A 16,915-nucleotide genomic window follows, 5' to 3' on the forward strand; every position below is an offset into this window, starting at 1 on the left:
AGCAATGACCGACGAGAACACTCCCGTCACTCCTGACGAGGGACAGACCCTGCGTGTCGAGCCCGTCGGGCTCGAGACGGAGATGCAGCGCTCGTACCTCGACTACGCGATGTCCGTCATCGTCTCGCGTGCGCTGCCGGACGTCCGCGACGGCCTCAAGCCCGTCCACCGCCGCGTGCTGTACGCGATGTACGACGGCGGCTACCGCCCCGAGCGCGGCTTCTACAAGTGCGCGCGCGTGGTCGGCGACGTCATGGGTAACTACCACCCCCACGGCGACAGTTCTATCTACGACGCGCTGGTTCGCCTCGCCCAGCCGTGGTCGATGCGGATGCCGCTGGTGGACTCCAACGGCAACTTCGGCTCCCCGGGCAACGACCCGGCGGCGGCGATGCGCTACACCGAGTGCAAGATGGCGCCGCTGTCGATGGAGATGGTCCGTGACATCGACGAGGAGACCGTCGACTTCACGGACAACTACGACGGCCGCTCCCAGGAGCCGACCGTCCTGCCGGCCCGCTTCCCGAACCTGCTGATCAACGGCTCTGCCGGTATCGCGGTCGGTATGGCGACCAACATCCCGCCGCACAATCTGCGCGAGGTCGCGGCCGGTGCCCAGTGGTACCTGGAGAACCCCGAGGTCTCGCACGAGGAGCTCCTGGACGCGCTCATGGAGCGCATCAAGGGCCCCGACTTCCCGACCGGCGCTCTGGTGGTGGGCCGCAAGGGCATCGAAGAGGCGTACCGGACCGGCCGCGGTTCGATCACCATGCGCGCGGTCGTCGAGGTCGAGGAGATCCAGAACCGCCAGTGCCTGGTGGTCACGGAGCTGCCGTACCAGGTCAACCCCGACAACCTCGCGCAGAAGATCGCCGACCTGGTGAAGGACGGCAAGATCGGCGGCATCGCGGACGTTCGTGACGAGACGTCGTCCCGCACCGGCCAGCGCCTGGTCATCGTGCTGAAGCGCGACGGGGTCGCCAAGGTCGTCCTGAACAACCTCTACAAGCACACGGACCTGCAGACGAACTTCGGCGCCAACATGCTGGCGCTCGTCGACGGCGTCCCGCGCACCCTCTCCCTGGACGCGTTCATCCGCCACTGGGTGACGCACCAGATCGAGGTCATCGTCCGCCGTACGCGCTTCCGTCTGCGCAAGGCCGAGGAGCGGGCGCACATCCTGCGCGGCCTGCTGAAGGCCCTGGACGCCATCGACGAGGTCATCGCGCTGATCCGGCGCAGCGACACCGTCGACATCGCGCGCACGGGCCTGATGGACCTCCTGGAGATCGACGAGATCCAGGCCAACGCCATCCTCGAGATGCAGCTGCGCCGACTGGCCGCCCTGGAGCGCCAGAAGATCGTCCAGGAGCACGACGAACTCCAGGCGAAGATCACCGAGTACAACGAGATCCTGGCCTCGCCGGTCCGCCAGCGCGGCATCGTCAGCGCGGAACTCGCCGCGATCGTCGAGAAGTACGGCGACGACCGCAAGACCATGCTGGTGCCCTACGACGGCGACATGTCCATCGAGGACCTGATCGCCGAGGAGGACATCGTCGTCACGGTCTCGCGCGGCGGTTACGTCAAGCGGACCAAGACCGTCGACTACCGCGCGCAGAAGCGCGGCGGCAAGGGCGTACGCGGCACGAAGCTGAAGGAAGACGACATCGTCGACCACTTCTTCGTCTCGACCACGCACCACTGGCTGCTGTTCTTCACCAACAAGGGCCGCGTCTACCGGGCGAAGGCGTACGAGCTGCCGGACGCCGGACGTGAGGCGCGCGGCCAGCACGTCGCCAACCTGCTGGCCTTCCAGCCGGACGAGGCGATCGCCGAGATCCTCGCGATCCGCGACTACGAGGCGGCGCCCTACCTGGTGCTCGCCACGAAGGCCGGACTTGTGAAGAAGACGCCGCTGAAGGATTACGATTCGCCCCGCTCCGGCGGCGTGATCGCGATCAACTTGCGTGAGCGCGAGGACGGTTCAGACGACGAACTGATCGGCGCCGAGCTCGTCTCGCCCGACGACGATCTGCTTCTGATCAGCAAAAAGGCACAGTCGATCAGGTTCACGGCCACGGACGAGTCGCTGCGCCCCATGGGCCGTGCCACCTCCGGTGTCAAGGGCATGAGCTTCCGCGAGGGAGACGAGCTGCTCTCGATGAATGTTGTTCGAACCGGTACGTTCGTGTTCACTGCCACCGACGGTGGGTACGCGAAGCGGACCCCTGTCGACGAGTACCGCGTCCAGGGACGCGGCGGCCTCGGTATCAAGGCCGCCAAGATCGTGGAGGACCGCGGTTCGCTCGTCGGGGCGCTGGTGGTCGAGGAGACCGATGAGATCCTCGCCATCACGCTGGGCGGCGGTGTGATTCGTACGCGAGTCAACGAGGTCAGGGAGACGGGCCGTGACACCATGGGCGTCCAACTGATCAACCTGGGCAAGCGCGATGCCGTGGTCGGTATCGCTCGTAACGCCGAGGCGGGACGCGAGGCGGAGGAGGTCGACGGCGATGTGGCCGTCGACGAGACCGCCGAGGGTGCCGCGACCACCGGCACGGACGAGGGTGAGGCACCCTCGGCCGAGTAGCACGAGGAGAGAGTCATCGTGAGCGGAGCCACGGGCGCCGGATCGTCCGGTACCTCGACCGGTTCTACGGCCGGCAAGGACACGGACGGCGGCGGCCGTGGCTCCGCCGCGCGTGCGGCGGACACGCACACCACCCAGCTGAAGGCGATCAAGTCGCCCGCGAAGGACTCGCCCTCGTCAGGCGCGCCTGGATCCCAGGGGGGACCCGTGACGGACACCCGAGGCTCGCAGCCCCAGCAGTACGCGGCCGGCGCGGGCTCGGCCGGTCCGGGCGCCCAGCCGCAGCCCCAGCCGGCGCCCACAGGGGCGCCGCAGGCGGCCTCCGCACCGTCGGCGTCACCGCTGCCCGGGGAACGGCAGGAGCAGCAGCCAGCCGGGCCCTACCACCCGCCGCAGGCCTACCAGACGCCCGCTCCGGCGAGCACCGCACGCCGGCCGCGCACGGGAGCGAGTACGACGCCCCGCACCCGCAAGGCGCGCCTGCGCGTGGCCAAGGCCGACCCGTGGTCGGTCATGAAGGTCAGCTTCCTGCTCTCCATCGCGCTGGGCATCTGCACCATCGTCGCGTCCGCGGTGCTCTGGATGGTCATGGACGCGATGGGCGTCTTCTCGACGGTGGGCGGCACGATCTCCGAGGCGACCGGCTCGAACGAGTCGAACGGCTTCGACCTGCAGTCCTTCCTGTCGCTGCCGCACGTGCTGATGTTCACGTCGATCATCGCGGTCATCGACGTCGTCCTCGCGACGGCGCTGGCGACGCTCGGCGCGTTCATCTACAACCTCTCCGCAGGCTTCGTGGGCGGCGTCGAGCTGACGCTGGCGGAGGACGAGTGAGGGTGACCGAGGCCGGATGACGGTTGCCGTCGGAGACGGTTTCAAACCTCTCCTGACGGTCCCCCGACAACCGATTTTGGGACTGCCCATGTCGTGCGCTAATCTTCAAGAGTCAGCGCGCGGGACACACACCGCAGAGCGCGGCGGGGCTATAGCTCAGTTGGTTAGAGCGCATCCCTGATAAGGATGAGGCCACAGGTTCAAATCCTGTTAGCCCCACCAGCGAAAAGGCCCCCGGACCATCGGTCCGGGGGCCTTTTGACATCACCGGTTGACACCACCTGACGCCAACGGCGGTGAACGGCTGCGGTCGGCCGATCAGCGGGCCATCCATGTCCTCGTCGAACAGCTCGTGCTCGCGAAGGCATTGGCCGCAACACATGCCCGCCGTGTGGAGAGTGCCCGTAGGTATCCGGCGTGGTTGAGACGGTCGTTCTTGACGCGCTGGTGGGTGATGCTCGTCTCGCCATTGCCAGACGCACTGGTGACGGGTGGGGAGCCTGCGTAGGCCTTGCGCCTGCGGGCGGCGGCGAAGCGGCCCCGGTCGTCCCCGATCTCGGCCAGTGTCCGAGCGCCGAGCTGGATGCCAAGCTCCGGTCATTGGGTGGGCCTTCAGGAAGGCCAGGAGGGTGCCGCAGGTGTGGCGGGGCGAGCGGGACCGTGATGCGGCGGGCGCCGGCTCGCTTCAGGAGGCTGTCGAAGGTGCGAGAGAAGCCCACCGATGATCTTCCTCTCTAGTTCCTGCGGCTCCCGTCGCTCTGCAAGGCGTTTTGCTCCGCTCCCCGCGGAGGCCCCGACCGCCCCCCCGGCCGGGGCTACGCGTCTGTCTCCGCCCCGTTCCAGCCCGGTCGGCGTACGTGCCGCCGCATATGGTCGGGTCGAGGGCCGGGGGTCGAGGGGCACGAGGCGAGCACCGCACCGGAGCGGCGACGTCAGAACGATGCCTCGATGCCTCCGGCGGGGGATCGGCCGACACCGGGGCCGAGGGAGGCGCCGTTCCCGGCTGATGGCTTGCCGTGGGTGGATTCAGGATTTGGTTGTCTTCCATGCGCTGCAGGTGCTGTCGATGACATGCTTGTTGTGCCACTCGCCGGCGCAGACCCGGATCTCGAGGATGTATCCCTCGGGGAGATCCTTGTTCTGCCACCGATACGTCTGGAAGCCGGCGGTGTTCCAGATGGTTCCTTGCCGAATGGTCGCCTGGCTCTGGGGGTAGACGCTGCGCCAGGCAACGAGGGTCGCGTGACCGTCCTTCTTCTCGTCGACGACCTCGAACCAGTCCCCGACCTCGCGGAAGCAGCCACTCCCCACGGAGTTGTGGGCGCACGCCATGGCGGACGGAACACTCCCGTCAAACGGCGTGGCGTCGGCCTCGTCGATCTCGAAGTGGACGGCCGAGGCGTTGCCGATCGTGAGCAAGGTCGCGGCGGCCATACCACCGAGGACAGTGGCTATTCGTGCTTTGCGCAAGGTAGTTGCTTTCTTTGACGATTATTCAGCTGTGACGCTGTGAGTGTAGAGCTGCCAGCGTCTTCCGCACCAAGTTGAGCCCCGTGCCCGCCAGTTGCAGGTTCTTCAGACCACTTATGACCGGCCGACGAACCCGTCGACGTGGCTGACTGTCGTTGGCCCCACCAGTGAAAGGGCCCCACCAGTGAAAGGACCGCCAGTTCACACGGACCGGAGGTCTTTCGCATGCACGATTGTCAGTGCCGGATGAGAGCCTGGCGGCATGATCGTCGAACGGGCATACGCGCATGTTGCCGAGGGCGAGCTGGGTGAGGAGAGCCAGTGGCCGTGGTCGGTGCCGTGCGTGCGGCAGCTGCTGGACGACGGCCTGAAGTTCACCGCGCCGGTCACGTTCCTGGTGGGGGAGAACGGCTCGGGCAAGTCGACGCTCGTCGAGGCGCTGGCGGAGGGGTTCGGCCTGGACTCCTGGGGCGGATCCGCGGGCTACCGGTACGCCAGTGGGCGTGAGCCGTCGGCGTTGGGCGGGCGGATACGGTTCGAGGCGACGGCGGCCGGCCGCCGCATGCTGCGCGGGCCGCGCACACGCCGTAGAGGCTTCTTCCTGCGGGCCGAGACCGCGCTCGAAGCGCTGGGCCGGGAGCAGGAGACGGGGCGGCTGTCCGGGGCCGCGGACGAGATGAGCCACGGCGAAGGCTTTCTGATGGCCTTCCGAGAGCGGTTCCAGGAGCCGGGGCTGTACGTCCTGGACGAGCCCGAGGCCGCGCTGTCCTTCGCTTCTTGTCTTCAACTCGTCGGGCTGCTGCATGAACTGGGGCGTTCCGGCGCGCAGATCATCTGCGCCACGCACTCACCCGTGCTGACGGCGCTGCCCGGCGCCGAGATCATCGAGGTGGGCGACCACGGAATGCGTCCCGCCACCTGGCGGGGACTGGAACTCGTCGACCACTGGCGGCGTTACCTCAACGACCCTTGGGCCTATCTCCGGCACATCGTCGAAGGGGGATGAGGTACGTCATAGGGGTCGGCGTCCTGAGCGGTGCTGTGTATGAGCGGTGCTGTGCTTGAGCGGTACTGACTCTGAGCGGTGCTGTGTACGCAAGCTCGTTGTGGCGGTGCGGTCTGGACAACGGGGTTACGCGGTTTCGGCTCGGAGCGAGCCGTGGGTTCAGCGCTGGTGCGGGACCAGGGGCTGCGCCGGGGGCGCGGCGGAGTCGCAGGCGCCGACGGCCGAGGTGGACGGGGCCGCTTCGGTGTCCGTGAGCGGACGGTGGCGGCAGCTGGGGGTCTTGCCGTGCGCCTCGGCGCGGATGCGCTGCTTCATCGTGGGGGGCAGTGCTCTGGCGTAGGACCAAGCCCACTGGGGCATCGCCGGCACTGTCAGCTGGGTGCTGGTGTCACGCTCGCTGTCGCTCTTGCGCGCCGCCTCCTTGTGCGGTGCGGCCGCGGCGGCGGTCGTCGTGACGAATCCGAGCGCCGTGCACAGCGCGAGGAAGGCGGTGACGATGGTGGTCCACAGGTTCATGACCTTGTTCCGGGCCATGGCCCCTCACTTTCGGGTTGGGCGATTTGCGTACTTTCCTCATGATGTGTATGGGGGCCGAGAAGTCATGGACCGACGCCCGTGAAGCGCCGATCTTCAGATGAACACCACTCGAATGGGCGCATCGGGTCTGAAAAGTGCTGGAAGTGAAGGAAGCGGAGCAAAGTCACCATCTGTCGAGGTGTCATCACTCTCCGATCGCAGCGCCGTCGCCCGCTTCTACTGGGGTCCACCGGACGGCAGTTGAGCCCCGGCGCAGGTCACCGATCGATATCGGTCGGTGTGTATAGTCGGGCGCCAGAGGTCCCCTACGTCAAGGAAAGACGAGGTCGCGCGGTGAAGAAGCTTCTCCTGGTCGCACTGGCCGCCATCGGCGGGCTCCTCGTGTACCGCCAGATCCAGGCGGATCGCGCCGAGCAGGATCTGTGGACGGAGGCGACTGACTCCGTGCCCACGGGTTCGTGAGTCACCACAGCGGAATCTGAACAGACCCCGGCCGCCCTCGCGGTCGGGGTTTTGTGTGCTCGTCGCGTTCTCGCCGTCCCTAGTCCTCTCACGGAGTACCGAGCCTTCGAGTTGCGGGAGCGGCGCGGACGTCCTAGAGCCGGGCGTTTCGGACGGTCGTACGGATTGCGCGGGTGACGAGCGACCGGGCTGGGCAGGATGGGCGACGGTCGATGGTCAGGTGACGACGAGGGGCGGCGCGTAATGGGGCGGCGGCGTACGGCGCGGTGGCGTCGCGCGGGGATGAGGCGCGGACATCGCTCGGCACGCGCGCGTACGGCCGTCGTAGCCGCACTGCTGCTGTGTACGACGGCCGCCCTGCCGGGCCGGCCCGCCCTCGCGGCCGGAACGCCGAGCCCTTACGCCATCGCTCCGGACGCCCGGCCAGTCGCCGGCGCGACGGACGCCGCCGACGCCGCACCCCTCGTGCCCGGCACGACGTACAAGAGCTCCCTGCCGAGCGGCGTGAAGAGCTACTACCGCCTCGACCTCGACGCCACCTCCGACGCGTACGTCTCCGCGACGGCCATCCCCGCCCCCGGCACCTCCGTCTCCGCGGGCGACGGCATCAAGGTCTTCGTACTGGACGCCGACGGCAGTACCTGCTCCTCCGGCACCGAGACCTTCGGCATCGTCCACACCCCACGCCCGATCACGGCGTGGGCCGCACGCGAGGTCTCCTCCAAGCGGCCTCGCTGCGAGGGCGCGGGCACCTATTACGTGACCGTCGAGCGCGACGGTACGGCGGATTCCGCGCCGGACACCTGGGACCTGGAGCTCTTCGCCGCATCCGAACCGCCCCTGAAGCAGGCCGGCGCTACGAACACCCCCGAGGCCTGGGACTCCACCTCACCGGAGCCCGTCACCGGCGAGGGCGTGCGCCGCGCCGGCGGCTCCGGATTCGCCTCGGCGGCCCCCGTAGGGCAGGGCGTCTGGAACTCCGGCATCGAGCCCGGCCGGACGCTGTTCTACGAGGTGCCGCTCGACTGGGGCCGGCAGCTGTCCGTCATCGCCGAACTGGGCGGTTCGAATGGCCGCGAGGGCTATGTGCCTGGTGCGCTGAACCTCGCGCTCTACAACCCCGTGCGCGGCCTCGTCGACGATGCGAGCACCAGCTACAACGGCAGCCAGGAGAGCGTCGAACTCGATCCACTGCCGCCGGTCGCGTACGAGAACCGGTACGCCGTTCCCAAACGGTTCAAAGGCATGCGGTTCTCCGGTTCCTACTACCTCGCCGTGCACCTAGCGGCCGATGTGGCCGAGATGTACGGCGACGGGCCGCTCCAGCTGACGTTGCGCGTGCGGGTGGAGGGTGCGGCCGAGGCCGGGCCCGGCTATGCGGGGGAGTCGGAGCCTGGGGATGTCTTTCAGGTCACGGAAGGCGATCGGTGGGTGGCTGCGGGAGGAGGGGCGGCCGGGGATGGCGGTGACGCTGCGATGACCGTGCTCGCGGTGAGCGGGATCGGTACGGGGACTTTGGTGCTGGTGGTGCTGGCGGTGTGGGCTGTGGTGGCTCGGCGGAGGGTTGGGGCCTGGTAGGGCGAAGTCCTGGCCGGGAGGGTGCTGGGGGCGGGCTCGGGGGCGGGATGGCCGATTCGGGGTCCGGGGGCGCGAGGACTCGGGGCGCTGACTGGGCCACTCGGGCTGCGCTCGGGGCCTTGGCCGTCGGCAGCGGGCTCAGATGCGGGTCAGTGCCCAGAAACCCACGGCGTAGCAGGCCAGCGCCAGCAGCAGGAGCGGGACCGTCACCTTGGCGGGCGGGCCGGGCCGTCGTGCGAGGCCGTGAGGGGTGCGACGGGTGGCGCGGTGGCCGCCGCGGCGGCGAGGCTGCCGAATTGAGGGCTCCGAAGGTGGAACCTGCGGGCTCTGAGCGGTGTACGAAGCAGTAGAGGCATCGACGTGCTGGTGCTGCGTCGGCGTCGGGGGCTGAGCCGGGTACTGAGGTGCTCGCGGGTGAGGGGAGGACAGGACATGCGTGTTGTCGTAGGGGGAGATGTGAGCGGAGTGATGCTGCGCGCCTTGGTGCGATTGCCCCGCCTGTCTCCGACCCTGTGCCTGCGCCTGTGCCTGCATATGGGCTGGTGCCTGTGCCGCATGTGGCTGTGGTGGGGGTGTTTGAGTCCTGGGGGAGGAGCCTGTGGCCTCAGGCGGGGGCAGGTGGAAGCTGCCGGTGTCCGACATGGTGAGAGGAGCGTCCCGGTCGCTGGGCTGCGAAGGGAGGGAAGGCTCCCCAGCGGGGGGTGGCTGGGCACCGGGTCGGGGTGTGGGCGGGGTGGGCGTGGAGGGGGCGGCCGAGAACTCCGAGGCCGGGATCGGCCCTGCCACGCTGTGCCGTGGATCGCTCGATACGGAGCCGGGTCCGGGGCCGGGACTGGCTCCGGGTCCGTCGGACCTCCCGGCCCCAGAGCCCTGCGGTGTGGAGCCGGCGCCGGTCGCCATGGAGCCGGAGTCTGTCGGTACGGATCCTGTGCCGGACCGTACGGCGCCGGTACCCCTCGGCCCCACCGACCCGGTGACACCAACACCCGCGGTGCCCGTGCCGAACTGCTGGGAGCCACCACCCCTGCCTCTGTCGACTCCTGGCGCCGGTTTAAGTGGCCCGCCTGCTTCGAACCCCGGTGGCAGCGGCCCGAGTTGGTCGAAGATCTCGATCAGCTCGTCGTCGGGGCCCGGTTCCGGCAGGAGCTCGGCGGCCGAGGCGAGAGCCTTGCGGGCCCCGGTGGCCGTGCGGAACCGCGCCTGCGGATCGGGCTGCAGCAGCGAGGCCACGACCTGCCACAGCGGTTCGGGAATTCCCTTGGGCGCACCGGGTGTTCCGTGCGCGGCGAAGTACTGGACGAGCGCCTTGGTGTCCGGCTTGGCACCCTCCAGCAGGTACAGCGCGACCAGTCCTACGGCGAACAGGTCGGCGGGGAAGTCCGGTTCCGCACCCATGAGTTGCTCGGGGGCGAGATAACCGGGTGTCCCCACTACGAGGTTGGTCTCGGTCAGGCGGGGTTCGCCCAGCCGCATGGCGATGCCGAAGTCGGACAGGCGCAGCCGCGGGCGAGCTGTGCCGGTGGCCTCGAGGAGCAGGTTGGCGGGCTTGATGTCGCGGTGGACGACGCCCTCCGCGTGCACGGCGGCCAGACCAGCGAGGAGCTGGTCGAGAAGCGTGCAGACGAAGGAAGGCGGCAAGGGGCCGTAGTCCCCGACGAGATGGACCAGCGAACCGCCGGCCACCAGGTCCATGGTGAACAGGACTTTGTCGTCGTCGGCAGCCCAGCTGGCGGGCGCGAGCACATGGGGGTGATCGATCCGGAGGGCCTGTTCGCGGACGAACCGCAGCAGGGAGTGCGCGTCGCTCTGCTGCAGGACCTTGGCGGCCACATACCGGCGGCGGCGGTGATCCCAGGCGCGCCAGACGGCGCCGACGCCTCCGCGTCCGATCGGGTCGACCAGTTCGTACCGGCCGGCGAAGACCTCACCCATGGCTGTGCGTCGCTCCTCCCCCTTCGGTTACCCCCCTTGCTTCCCCCTCGACGAGCGATACGACTCCCCTCGCTGTCCCCTCTCTTTGCGGACTCCCCCGTCGGCCCTTCGTGAACCCTTTCGCGGGCTCCCCCATTGCCGCCTGCCCCCCCGCGTCCTTCCCGGTGAGAGACACGCCCCCGCCGTGATCCCACCGTGAACGCCCAGATCCCCCGTGTGGCCGCGCTGGTGAACCGCACGGCCTGGTCAGCACGGCCTGCTCATGACCGCCCAGAACCTGGGCCGACGGCCCGGCTGCCGAACCCCCTTCGGCGACCGGGCCTCGGGGTCAGTTCTGGTGGGACTGGTAGTGCGTGACCGCGTCGGAGGTGCGGCCGGCGCCGTACACCCGAAGGAACTCTGCCAGTTCCGGGTGGGTGGGGGCGAGGGTGTCGGCGGCCTCGATGATGTCCCCCGCAGCGGCTACCGAGCGCAGCAGCGACTGGATCTCACGGACCACCCGCTTGACCGTCGGCGCCCCCGAACTGCTTGTCGTCTGCGTGGTGTTGCTGAGCACCGAGCCCCCCTGTGACTTCTTGATCTCCTCCATGCGGTCGGTGGCCTCGGCCGCGCTCACGCTGCCGTCCGCGACCTGCCCCGCCAGGTCCTGCAGCAGCTGCACCCGCTGGACCACGGCGGGATTGCCGATCTTCGCCCGCTGGCCGCTCATCAGCTGCGACAGCATCGGTGCGGACAGTCCCAGTACCCCCGCGAGACGAGCCTGGTTGAGACCAAGATCGTCGATGAGCTTACGGAAGAGCGCCCCCAGCGGCTCCCCGTACCAGTTCCGCTGCAGTTCCCGCGCTCTTGCGGTCGCTTCCTGCTGTGCGGCGTCCATTGCGTCTCCCCATCGCTTCCCCAAAAACCGTGGTTCGCTGTAGCGAACCACGCCGAGCATCTTACGGAGAGTGGTCGTTCATCGGGACCCCCAATCTTTTTGCGAGATACGGGGGGCGACCCGGTACTCTGGTCTGCGGCACCTGCCGGTACGTGGTTCTTCCGGTGGGATGCTCCCCTTCCGGGGCCTTAGCTCAGTTGGTAGAGCGCTGTCTTTGCATGGCAGATGTCAGGGGTTCGACTCCCCTAGGCTCCACACCTCGGACCGGTCAGACGCCCTCGCGGCCTCTGGCCGGTTTTTCATTCCGAGGGCTCCGGGAACCCTTACTGGGTGACGTGTGTCACGTGGCCCGTGATGGCGCCGTTGCGGATATTTGCGCAAACGGGAGCAGTGAATGCAGCGCGCGGAATGGACGGACGGGCCGCCTGCGTGACGCCAGGTTGCGCGCTCCGGTGCCTATGCCTGGCGTGAGCTGGTGTGAACGCGAGCGGGTAACCATAAAGATGCGCTCCGTTAAGAACATCTGTGCGGTACTTTCACGCGCGGCCCGTTGCAAACGTCATCGTGGAGGGAGTGCGTAAACACGCCCCGTCCCGAGGTCGCCGGGAGCGCCGGCAGGCCTCGCCGGGCCCCTCGGGCACCTTGAGGAAAGCCTCAACCTCTACGCGGAGATCGGGGTCAACTGTCACCGCGTCAGACGGACGTCACCTTCCTGTACTTCGGCTCCGGCCACAGCGCCGGCGATGTTCCACGTGAAACGTCGCTGTGGGGCGGAGGACTCCCAAGTCCTCCGCCCCACAGTGCAGTTCGGTGTGCAGGCCGTCATCGGCCCTCACACATCAGCTGCCCTCACATCACCGGCCCTCGTCGCGCCGGGCAGCCTCCTCCTCGGCCTCCTTCGCCTGGACCTCAGGGTCGAGAGCGGACTGGCCGCTGCCGTCCACCGAAGAAAGACGGCTCGACTCCGGCACCTCGGTCGCGGCAGGGGGCTCGACCAGCCAGTCCGGGTTGGCCTGCTTGTCCCACCACTTCCAGGCGGCGAAGGCACCACCCGCGAGAACACCGACCACCGCCAGCATCCTCGCGGCCCGGCCGGCCTTGGCACGCCGCTGGTGCTTGCGTACCAGTTTCTCGATCTCCTTCGGCGAGATCTGACCGCGCAGCGCAGCCAGTGCGGCGGCACCACGCGCAGCGGCCTCGCCCCTGACGGGCCCGGCCGCGGCCACCGCCTGCTCGATCCTCGGCCGGGAATAGTCGGCGGCCTGCCGGGCCGCCTTGCGCGTACGGGCAGCCGCCTCATGAGCGGCCAGGTCGACCTTCAGCGGCACATGTGAACGGGCCTGCTCCAGACGCGGCGCCACATGCGCCCCGTACTGCAGCAGGGCTTGCACGCGGGCCTGCTCGGTGGCCTGGGTCACCTTCGGCGCGAGCCGTACGCGTGCCTCGTGTGCGTAGTGCGCGGCCCTGTCCTTGGCGGTGTCGGCGTAGGGCGCCACCACTTCCGCGGCGTGCAGCACGCTGTCCTTCGCCGAGCCGGTCGCGGCGCGCACGCTGTCGATGCGGGTCACGGGATCCTCCTCCTCGGTGGCGTACGGTATTTCGACTCTCCACCCTTTTACGGATCATGCCTCCCCGACCGCTCCGCAGCATGCGAAGGCAGGCATATGGGTGCGGATGGAGATGATCGAGTGCAATAGCGGATCAATAAGGGGCAAGGGGAGCTTGTCGTCGACAATGCCACGGATACCCGCTCCGCGCGCCCTATCCCGGGAGTACTCGCGCAGTTTTCTGCAAGGGATCGCCCAGGTTGCGTGCCCATGAACGAGCGACGGGCGACGTCAGACGCCGTCCGTGCGAGGATCGGGGAGTCACAGAAAGACAACGGAAGGCAGATCGTGGCCGAGCAGCTCTACGCCACCCTGAAGACCAACCACGGCGACATCCAGGTCCGGCTCCTCCCGAACCACGCGCCGATCACGGTCAAGAACTTCGTCGAGCTAGCCAAGGGCGAGCGTGAGTGGACGAACCCCACCACCGGTGAGAAGGCCCCTGCCAAGCTCTACGACGGCACGGTCTTCCACCGCGTCATCAGCGGCTTCATGATCCAGGGCGGCGACCCGCTCGGCAACGGCACCGGCGGCCCTGGCTACCAGTTCCAGGACGAGTTCCACCCGGACCTCCGCTTCGACAAGCCCTACCTGCTCGCCATGGCCAACGCGGGCCCGGGCACCAACGGCTCCCAGTTCTTCATCACCGTCTCCCCGACGGCCTGGCTGAACCGCAAGCACACCATCTTCGGCGAGGTCACCGACCCCGCCAGCCAGAAGGTCGTCGACGCCATCGCGACCGTCCAGACCAACCCGCGCACCGACCGACCGCTGAACGACGTCGTCATCGAGTCGGTCGTTGTCGAGACCCGCGAAGGCTGAGTCCGGGACGCGACTGAGTCCGGCACCTCCCCCTGGGAACCAAACGCCCCGCTCGTCCGTAAGGATGAGCGGGGCGGTGTATTGAGGACGTGCACCGCGTAAGACGACCTAGGGGACCTCATGGACCAGTCGGCAGGCAGCCCGCAGGACGCGCAGAGCCTGCCCGTCTGCTACCGCCACCCGGACCGCGAGACCGGCGTCCGCTGCACCCGCTGCGAGCGCCCCATCTGCCCGGACTGCATGGTCAGCGCTTCCGTCGGCTTCCAGTGCCCCCATTGCGTCCGTAGCGGCTCCGGCACGGGGCACGCCCCCACCGCCTCCCAGCCCCGCACTCTGGCCGGCGGCACCATCACGGCCGACCCCCGGCTGTTCACCAAGATCCTCATCGGGATCAACGTCGCGGTCTTCATCGCCGTGCACGTGTGGTCGTCACTGCTCACTGACCTGGTCCTCCTCGGCGCGTGGCCGCCGGCCCCCTTCACGCCCACCGAGGGCGTCGCCGGAGGCGAGTGGTACCGCCTGGTCACCTCGATGTTCACCCACGAGGAGCCATGGCACATCGGCTTCAACATGCTCAGCCTGTGGTTTCTCGGCGGCCCCCTGGAAGCCGCCCTCGGCCGGGCCCGCTACCTCACCGTCTACTTCGTCTCGGGCCTGGCGGGCAGCGCCCTCGCCTATCTGCTGACCTCTCCGACCACGGCCACGCTCGGCGCCTCCGGTGCCATCTTCGGCCTGTTCGGTGCCACCGCCGTCCTGATGCGGCGGCTCAACTACGACATGCGGCCGATCATCGCCCTGCTGGTGATCAACCTGATCTTCACCTTCAGCCCAGGCTTCAACATCTCCTGGCAGGCCCACATCGGTGGCCTCGTCGCCGGTGTCATCACGGGCTATGCGATGGTCCACGCCCCGCGCGAACACCGCGCTCTCGTACAGTACGGGGCTTCCGCTCTCGTACTGGCTGTCGTGGTGCTCCTGACCCTGCTCAGGACCGCGCAGCTCACCTGACGCGTCTTTTTGTCCACAGCCTGTGCCGGATCTTGTGCATGCTGTGCGGGAACGACTGTGCCCCCTGTCTGGAGCCAACGTTTCCGCAGGTCAGACAAGGGGCGAACAGGTTTTCGGCAAGTCGTGGTTGACCGGTAGTTCCGTCACACCGGCGTCAACTGCCGATGGGTTATCCACAGATCGTCTTTCTTTTCAACATGTGGAAAACGGCTGTGGATAACTCACCGGATAGCCCTGGGCAGAGCTGCGTTCACCGCTGCTTCCCCGCTACTTCCACTGCGTGGAGACACCGAATCCGGCGGCGATGAAGCCGAAGCCCACCACGATGTTCCAGTTGCCCAGCGCGTCGATGGGCAGCGAACCGTCGGTCACGTAGAAGACGACGATCCAGGCGAGGCCGATGAGGAACATGGCCAGCATCACGGGTGCGACCCACGCGCGGCTGTGCAGCTTGATGGCGGTCGCCTGCTTCGACGGCGGCGGCGTGTAGTCGGCCTTCTTGCGGATACGTGACTTCGGCACGAGGGTCTCTCCTGTCGATGCGCTGCGTGGCCGCGCAGGGAACTGTGGCTGGCTCGGGGCAGCGTACAAGGGGACTCTGATTGCTCCCCCGGGCGTCCGTTAGCGTAGTGCTTCCGTGGCGCCGAAGGAGATAAGGGTACGTTGAGCAATTCTGCCGACTCCCCCGGGTCAGGATCCAGTCCTGTCCGCAGCCGTTTCCGGCCGGTGCGGGTGCTGACCGCGGCTGTCTTCGCTCTCGCGGGGCTCATATTCTTCACGAGCTTCAATACGGCCAAGGGCACCAACATCCGCACGGACGCCTCGCTCCTGAAGCTTTCGGACCTGATTCAGGAGCGCAGCCACGAGAACGGTGAGCTCAACGAGTCCAACGCGGCCCTGCGTGACGACGTGGAGGCGCTGGCCGAGCGCGACGACGGCAGCACCAAGGCCGAGGACGACAAACTGGCGGCGCTGGAGCAGCGGGCGGGGACGCAGAGGCTGACGGGCGAGGCGATCACGGTCACGTTGAACGACGCCCCGCCGGACGCCACGGCCAAGCTCCCCGGTTATCCCGAGCCGCAGCCGGACTATCTGGTGATTCACCAGCAGGATCTCCAGGCCGTGGTCAACGCGTTGTGGCAGAGCGGCGCCAAGGGCATCAAGGTCATGGACCAGCGGCTGATCTCCACCAGCGCGGTGCGCTGCGTGGGCAACACCCTGATTCTCCAGGGGCGGGTCTACTCACCGCCGTACAAGATCACGGCGGTCGGTGATCCGGAGAAGATGCAGAAGGCGCTCGCGGCTTCGCCGGCGATTCAGAACTACATGGTGTACGTCAATGTCTACGGCCTCGGCTGGAAAGTCACCGAGGACGGGACGGTGACTCTGCCGGGCTACTCGGGCACAGTGGATCTGCAGTACGCCAAGCCCGTGGAGTGAGCCTTCTCTGGAGCTGCCGGTGCGTGTTGTCGTCAGGACCGTCAGCGAGCTGTGTATCACCGTCGGCACGGTGATCGTTCTTTTTGTCGTCCATGTGCTGTTCTGGACCGGCGTGAAGGCCGACCACGTCATGGACGATCAGATCGATCGGTTACAGCAGCGGTGGGCGCAGGGCGCGGTGCGGCCGACGGATGCGACATCCGGTGGCGCCGCGAGTCCGGGCAAGAACCCGCAGTCGAGTCCGCCGAAGCCCGCGCCGTACACCGCGGACGAGCCTTTCGCGATCATGTACATCCCGCGTCTTGGTTTCACGTGGAACAAGCCGGTGCTCGAAGGCACCGCCACCAAGACCCTCAAGAAGGGGCTGGGCCACTACGCGAACACCGCCCAGCTCGGCCAGAAGGGCAACTTCTCGGTCGCCGGTCACCGCCGCACGTACGGCGATCCGTTCAAGGACTTCCCCAGACTGCGTCCCGGTGACGCGGTGGTGCTGACGGACGGGGCGTCCTGGTTCACGTATCGGATCGACAAAGGCCCTTACAAAACACTGCCCACGGACATTGAGGTGATCGACCCTGTGCCTCGTAAGTCGGGGTATACGCGTGAGGGCCGGTATCTGACCCTGACCACGTGTGATCCGGAGTGGGGGCACAGTCACCGGCTGATCGTGTGGGCGCATCTGGACGCCGTTCAGCCTGTGGAGGCCGGGAAACCGGAGGCGTTGCGCCGTTAGTCTGTTGGCTGTACGG

At 67.9% G+C, this 16,915-nt stretch carries 16 protein-coding genes and 2 tRNA genes; 11 read left to right on the plus strand and 7 right to left on the minus strand.

Annotated elements, in window-relative coordinates; genetic code table 11:
* The first annotated feature begins 4 nt into the window (after positions 1 to 4).
* The 3 genes from gyrA (at position 5) to ACTMVF_RS01420 (ending at position 3,649) form a co-directional block, all read left to right on the plus strand.
* Complete coding sequence (gene gyrA / locus ACTMVF_RS01410; RefSeq protein WP_441269087.1) at positions 5 to 2,593, plus strand: DNA gyrase subunit A; 2,589 nt, start codon at positions 5 to 7, stop codon at positions 2,591 to 2,593.
* Between the two features lie 18 nt (positions 2,594 to 2,611).
* A complete protein-coding gene (locus tag ACTMVF_RS01415; RefSeq protein ID WP_441269088.1) occupies positions 2,612 to 3,427 on the plus strand; it encodes a DUF3566 domain-containing protein in 816 nt (271 codons plus the stop codon).
* A 145-nt stretch (positions 3,428 to 3,572) separates the two neighbouring features.
* Positions 3,573 to 3,649: transfer RNA gene (locus tag ACTMVF_RS01420), tRNA-Ile, on the plus strand.
* A gap of 96 nt (positions 3,650 to 3,745) precedes the next feature.
* Here the strand turns inward: ACTMVF_RS01420 and ACTMVF_RS01425 are convergent.
* Both ACTMVF_RS01425 and ACTMVF_RS01430 read right to left on the minus strand, forming a co-directional pair.
* On the minus strand, positions 3,746 to 4,012 hold the full coding sequence (locus tag ACTMVF_RS01425; RefSeq protein ID WP_441269522.1) for a transposase: 267 nt from the start codon (positions 4,010 to 4,012) through the stop codon (positions 3,746 to 3,748).
* A 441-nt stretch (positions 4,013 to 4,453) separates the two neighbouring features.
* Positions 4,454 to 4,861 carry a hypothetical protein gene (locus tag ACTMVF_RS01430; RefSeq protein WP_441269089.1) on the minus strand — a complete coding sequence of 136 codons (408 nt, stop codon included), beginning with the start codon at positions 4,859 to 4,861 and terminating at the stop codon, positions 4,454 to 4,456.
* Between the two features lie 298 nt (positions 4,862 to 5,159).
* Here ACTMVF_RS01430 and ACTMVF_RS01435 point away from each other — a divergent pair, with 298 nt between their 5' ends.
* Complete coding sequence (locus ACTMVF_RS01435) at positions 5,160 to 5,903, plus strand: AAA family ATPase (RefSeq protein WP_441269090.1); 744 nt, start codon at positions 5,160 to 5,162, stop codon at positions 5,901 to 5,903.
* A gap of 159 nt (positions 5,904 to 6,062) precedes the next feature.
* Here the strand turns inward: ACTMVF_RS01435 and ACTMVF_RS01440 are convergent, their stop codons facing one another.
* Positions 6,063 to 6,437, minus strand: a complete 375-nt coding sequence (locus ACTMVF_RS01440; protein WP_441269091.1) for a DUF6344 domain-containing protein — start codon at positions 6,435 to 6,437, stop codon at positions 6,063 to 6,065.
* A 336-nt stretch (positions 6,438 to 6,773) separates the two neighbouring features.
* On the opposite strand from ACTMVF_RS01440, the gene ACTMVF_RS01445 reads away from it, so the two are divergent.
* Positions 6,774 to 6,902, plus strand: coding sequence for a DLW-39 family protein (locus ACTMVF_RS01445; protein ID WP_003999697.1), 129 nt, complete (start codon positions 6,774 to 6,776; stop codon positions 6,900 to 6,902).
* A gap of 282 nt (positions 6,903 to 7,184) precedes the next feature.
* Positions 7,185 to 8,480, plus strand: a complete 1,296-nt coding sequence (locus ACTMVF_RS01450) for a hypothetical protein (protein WP_441269092.1) — start codon at positions 7,185 to 7,187, stop codon at positions 8,478 to 8,480.
* Between the two features lie 138 nt (positions 8,481 to 8,618).
* Here ACTMVF_RS01450 and ACTMVF_RS01455 read toward each other — a convergent pair whose 3' ends face one another.
* The gene (locus tag ACTMVF_RS01455; protein ID WP_441269093.1) at positions 8,619 to 10,412 is read right to left on the minus strand and encodes a protein kinase domain-containing protein; all 1,794 of its coding nucleotides are present in this window, start codon (positions 10,410 to 10,412) and stop codon (positions 8,619 to 8,621) included.
* Between the two features lie 328 nt (positions 10,413 to 10,740).
* Positions 10,741 to 11,289, minus strand: a complete 549-nt coding sequence (locus ACTMVF_RS01460; RefSeq protein ID WP_062707807.1) for a helix-turn-helix domain-containing protein — start codon at positions 11,287 to 11,289, stop codon at positions 10,741 to 10,743.
* A gap of 182 nt (positions 11,290 to 11,471) precedes the next feature.
* On the opposite strand from ACTMVF_RS01460, the gene ACTMVF_RS01465 reads away from it, so the two are divergent.
* Positions 11,472 to 11,544, plus strand: a tRNA-Ala gene (locus ACTMVF_RS01465).
* 599 nt (positions 11,545 to 12,143) lie between these two features.
* Here ACTMVF_RS01465 and ACTMVF_RS01470 read toward each other — a convergent pair.
* Complete coding sequence (locus ACTMVF_RS01470; protein WP_441269094.1) at positions 12,144 to 12,857, minus strand: DUF5324 family protein; 714 nt, start codon at positions 12,855 to 12,857, stop codon at positions 12,144 to 12,146.
* 327 nt (positions 12,858 to 13,184) lie between these two features.
* Between ACTMVF_RS01470 and ACTMVF_RS01475 the strand changes: the two genes are divergently transcribed.
* Both ACTMVF_RS01475 and ACTMVF_RS01480 read left to right on the plus strand, forming a co-directional pair.
* Complete coding sequence (locus tag ACTMVF_RS01475) at positions 13,185 to 13,718, plus strand: peptidylprolyl isomerase (protein ID WP_441269095.1); 534 nt, start codon at positions 13,185 to 13,187, stop codon at positions 13,716 to 13,718.
* Between the two features lie 120 nt (positions 13,719 to 13,838).
* Positions 13,839 to 14,726: a rhomboid family intramembrane serine protease gene (locus ACTMVF_RS01480; protein ID WP_441269096.1), complete on the plus strand. Its 888-nt coding sequence runs from the start codon at positions 13,839 to 13,841 to the stop codon at positions 14,724 to 14,726.
* A 267-nt stretch (positions 14,727 to 14,993) separates the two neighbouring features.
* Here the strand turns inward: ACTMVF_RS01480 and crgA are convergent, their stop codons facing one another.
* Positions 14,994 to 15,248: a cell division protein CrgA gene (crgA, locus tag ACTMVF_RS01485; RefSeq protein WP_441269097.1), complete on the minus strand. Its 255-nt coding sequence runs from the start codon at positions 15,246 to 15,248 to the stop codon at positions 14,994 to 14,996.
* A 141-nt stretch (positions 15,249 to 15,389) separates the two neighbouring features.
* On the opposite strand from crgA, the gene ACTMVF_RS01490 reads away from it, so the two are divergent.
* Entirely contained in the window at positions 15,390 to 16,166 is a 777-nt protein-coding gene (locus ACTMVF_RS01490; RefSeq protein ID WP_441269098.1) for a DUF881 domain-containing protein, read from the plus strand.
* 19 nt (positions 16,167 to 16,185) lie between these two features.
* Positions 16,186 to 16,899: a class E sortase gene (locus tag ACTMVF_RS01495; RefSeq protein ID WP_441269099.1), complete on the plus strand. Its 714-nt coding sequence runs from the start codon at positions 16,186 to 16,188 to the stop codon at positions 16,897 to 16,899.
* Positions 16,900 to 16,915 lie beyond the last annotated feature (16 nt).

It is taken from the genome of Streptomyces sp. SD31 (assembly GCF_052068475.1).
Lineage (GTDB): Bacteria > Actinomycetota > Actinomycetes > Streptomycetales > Streptomycetaceae > Streptomyces.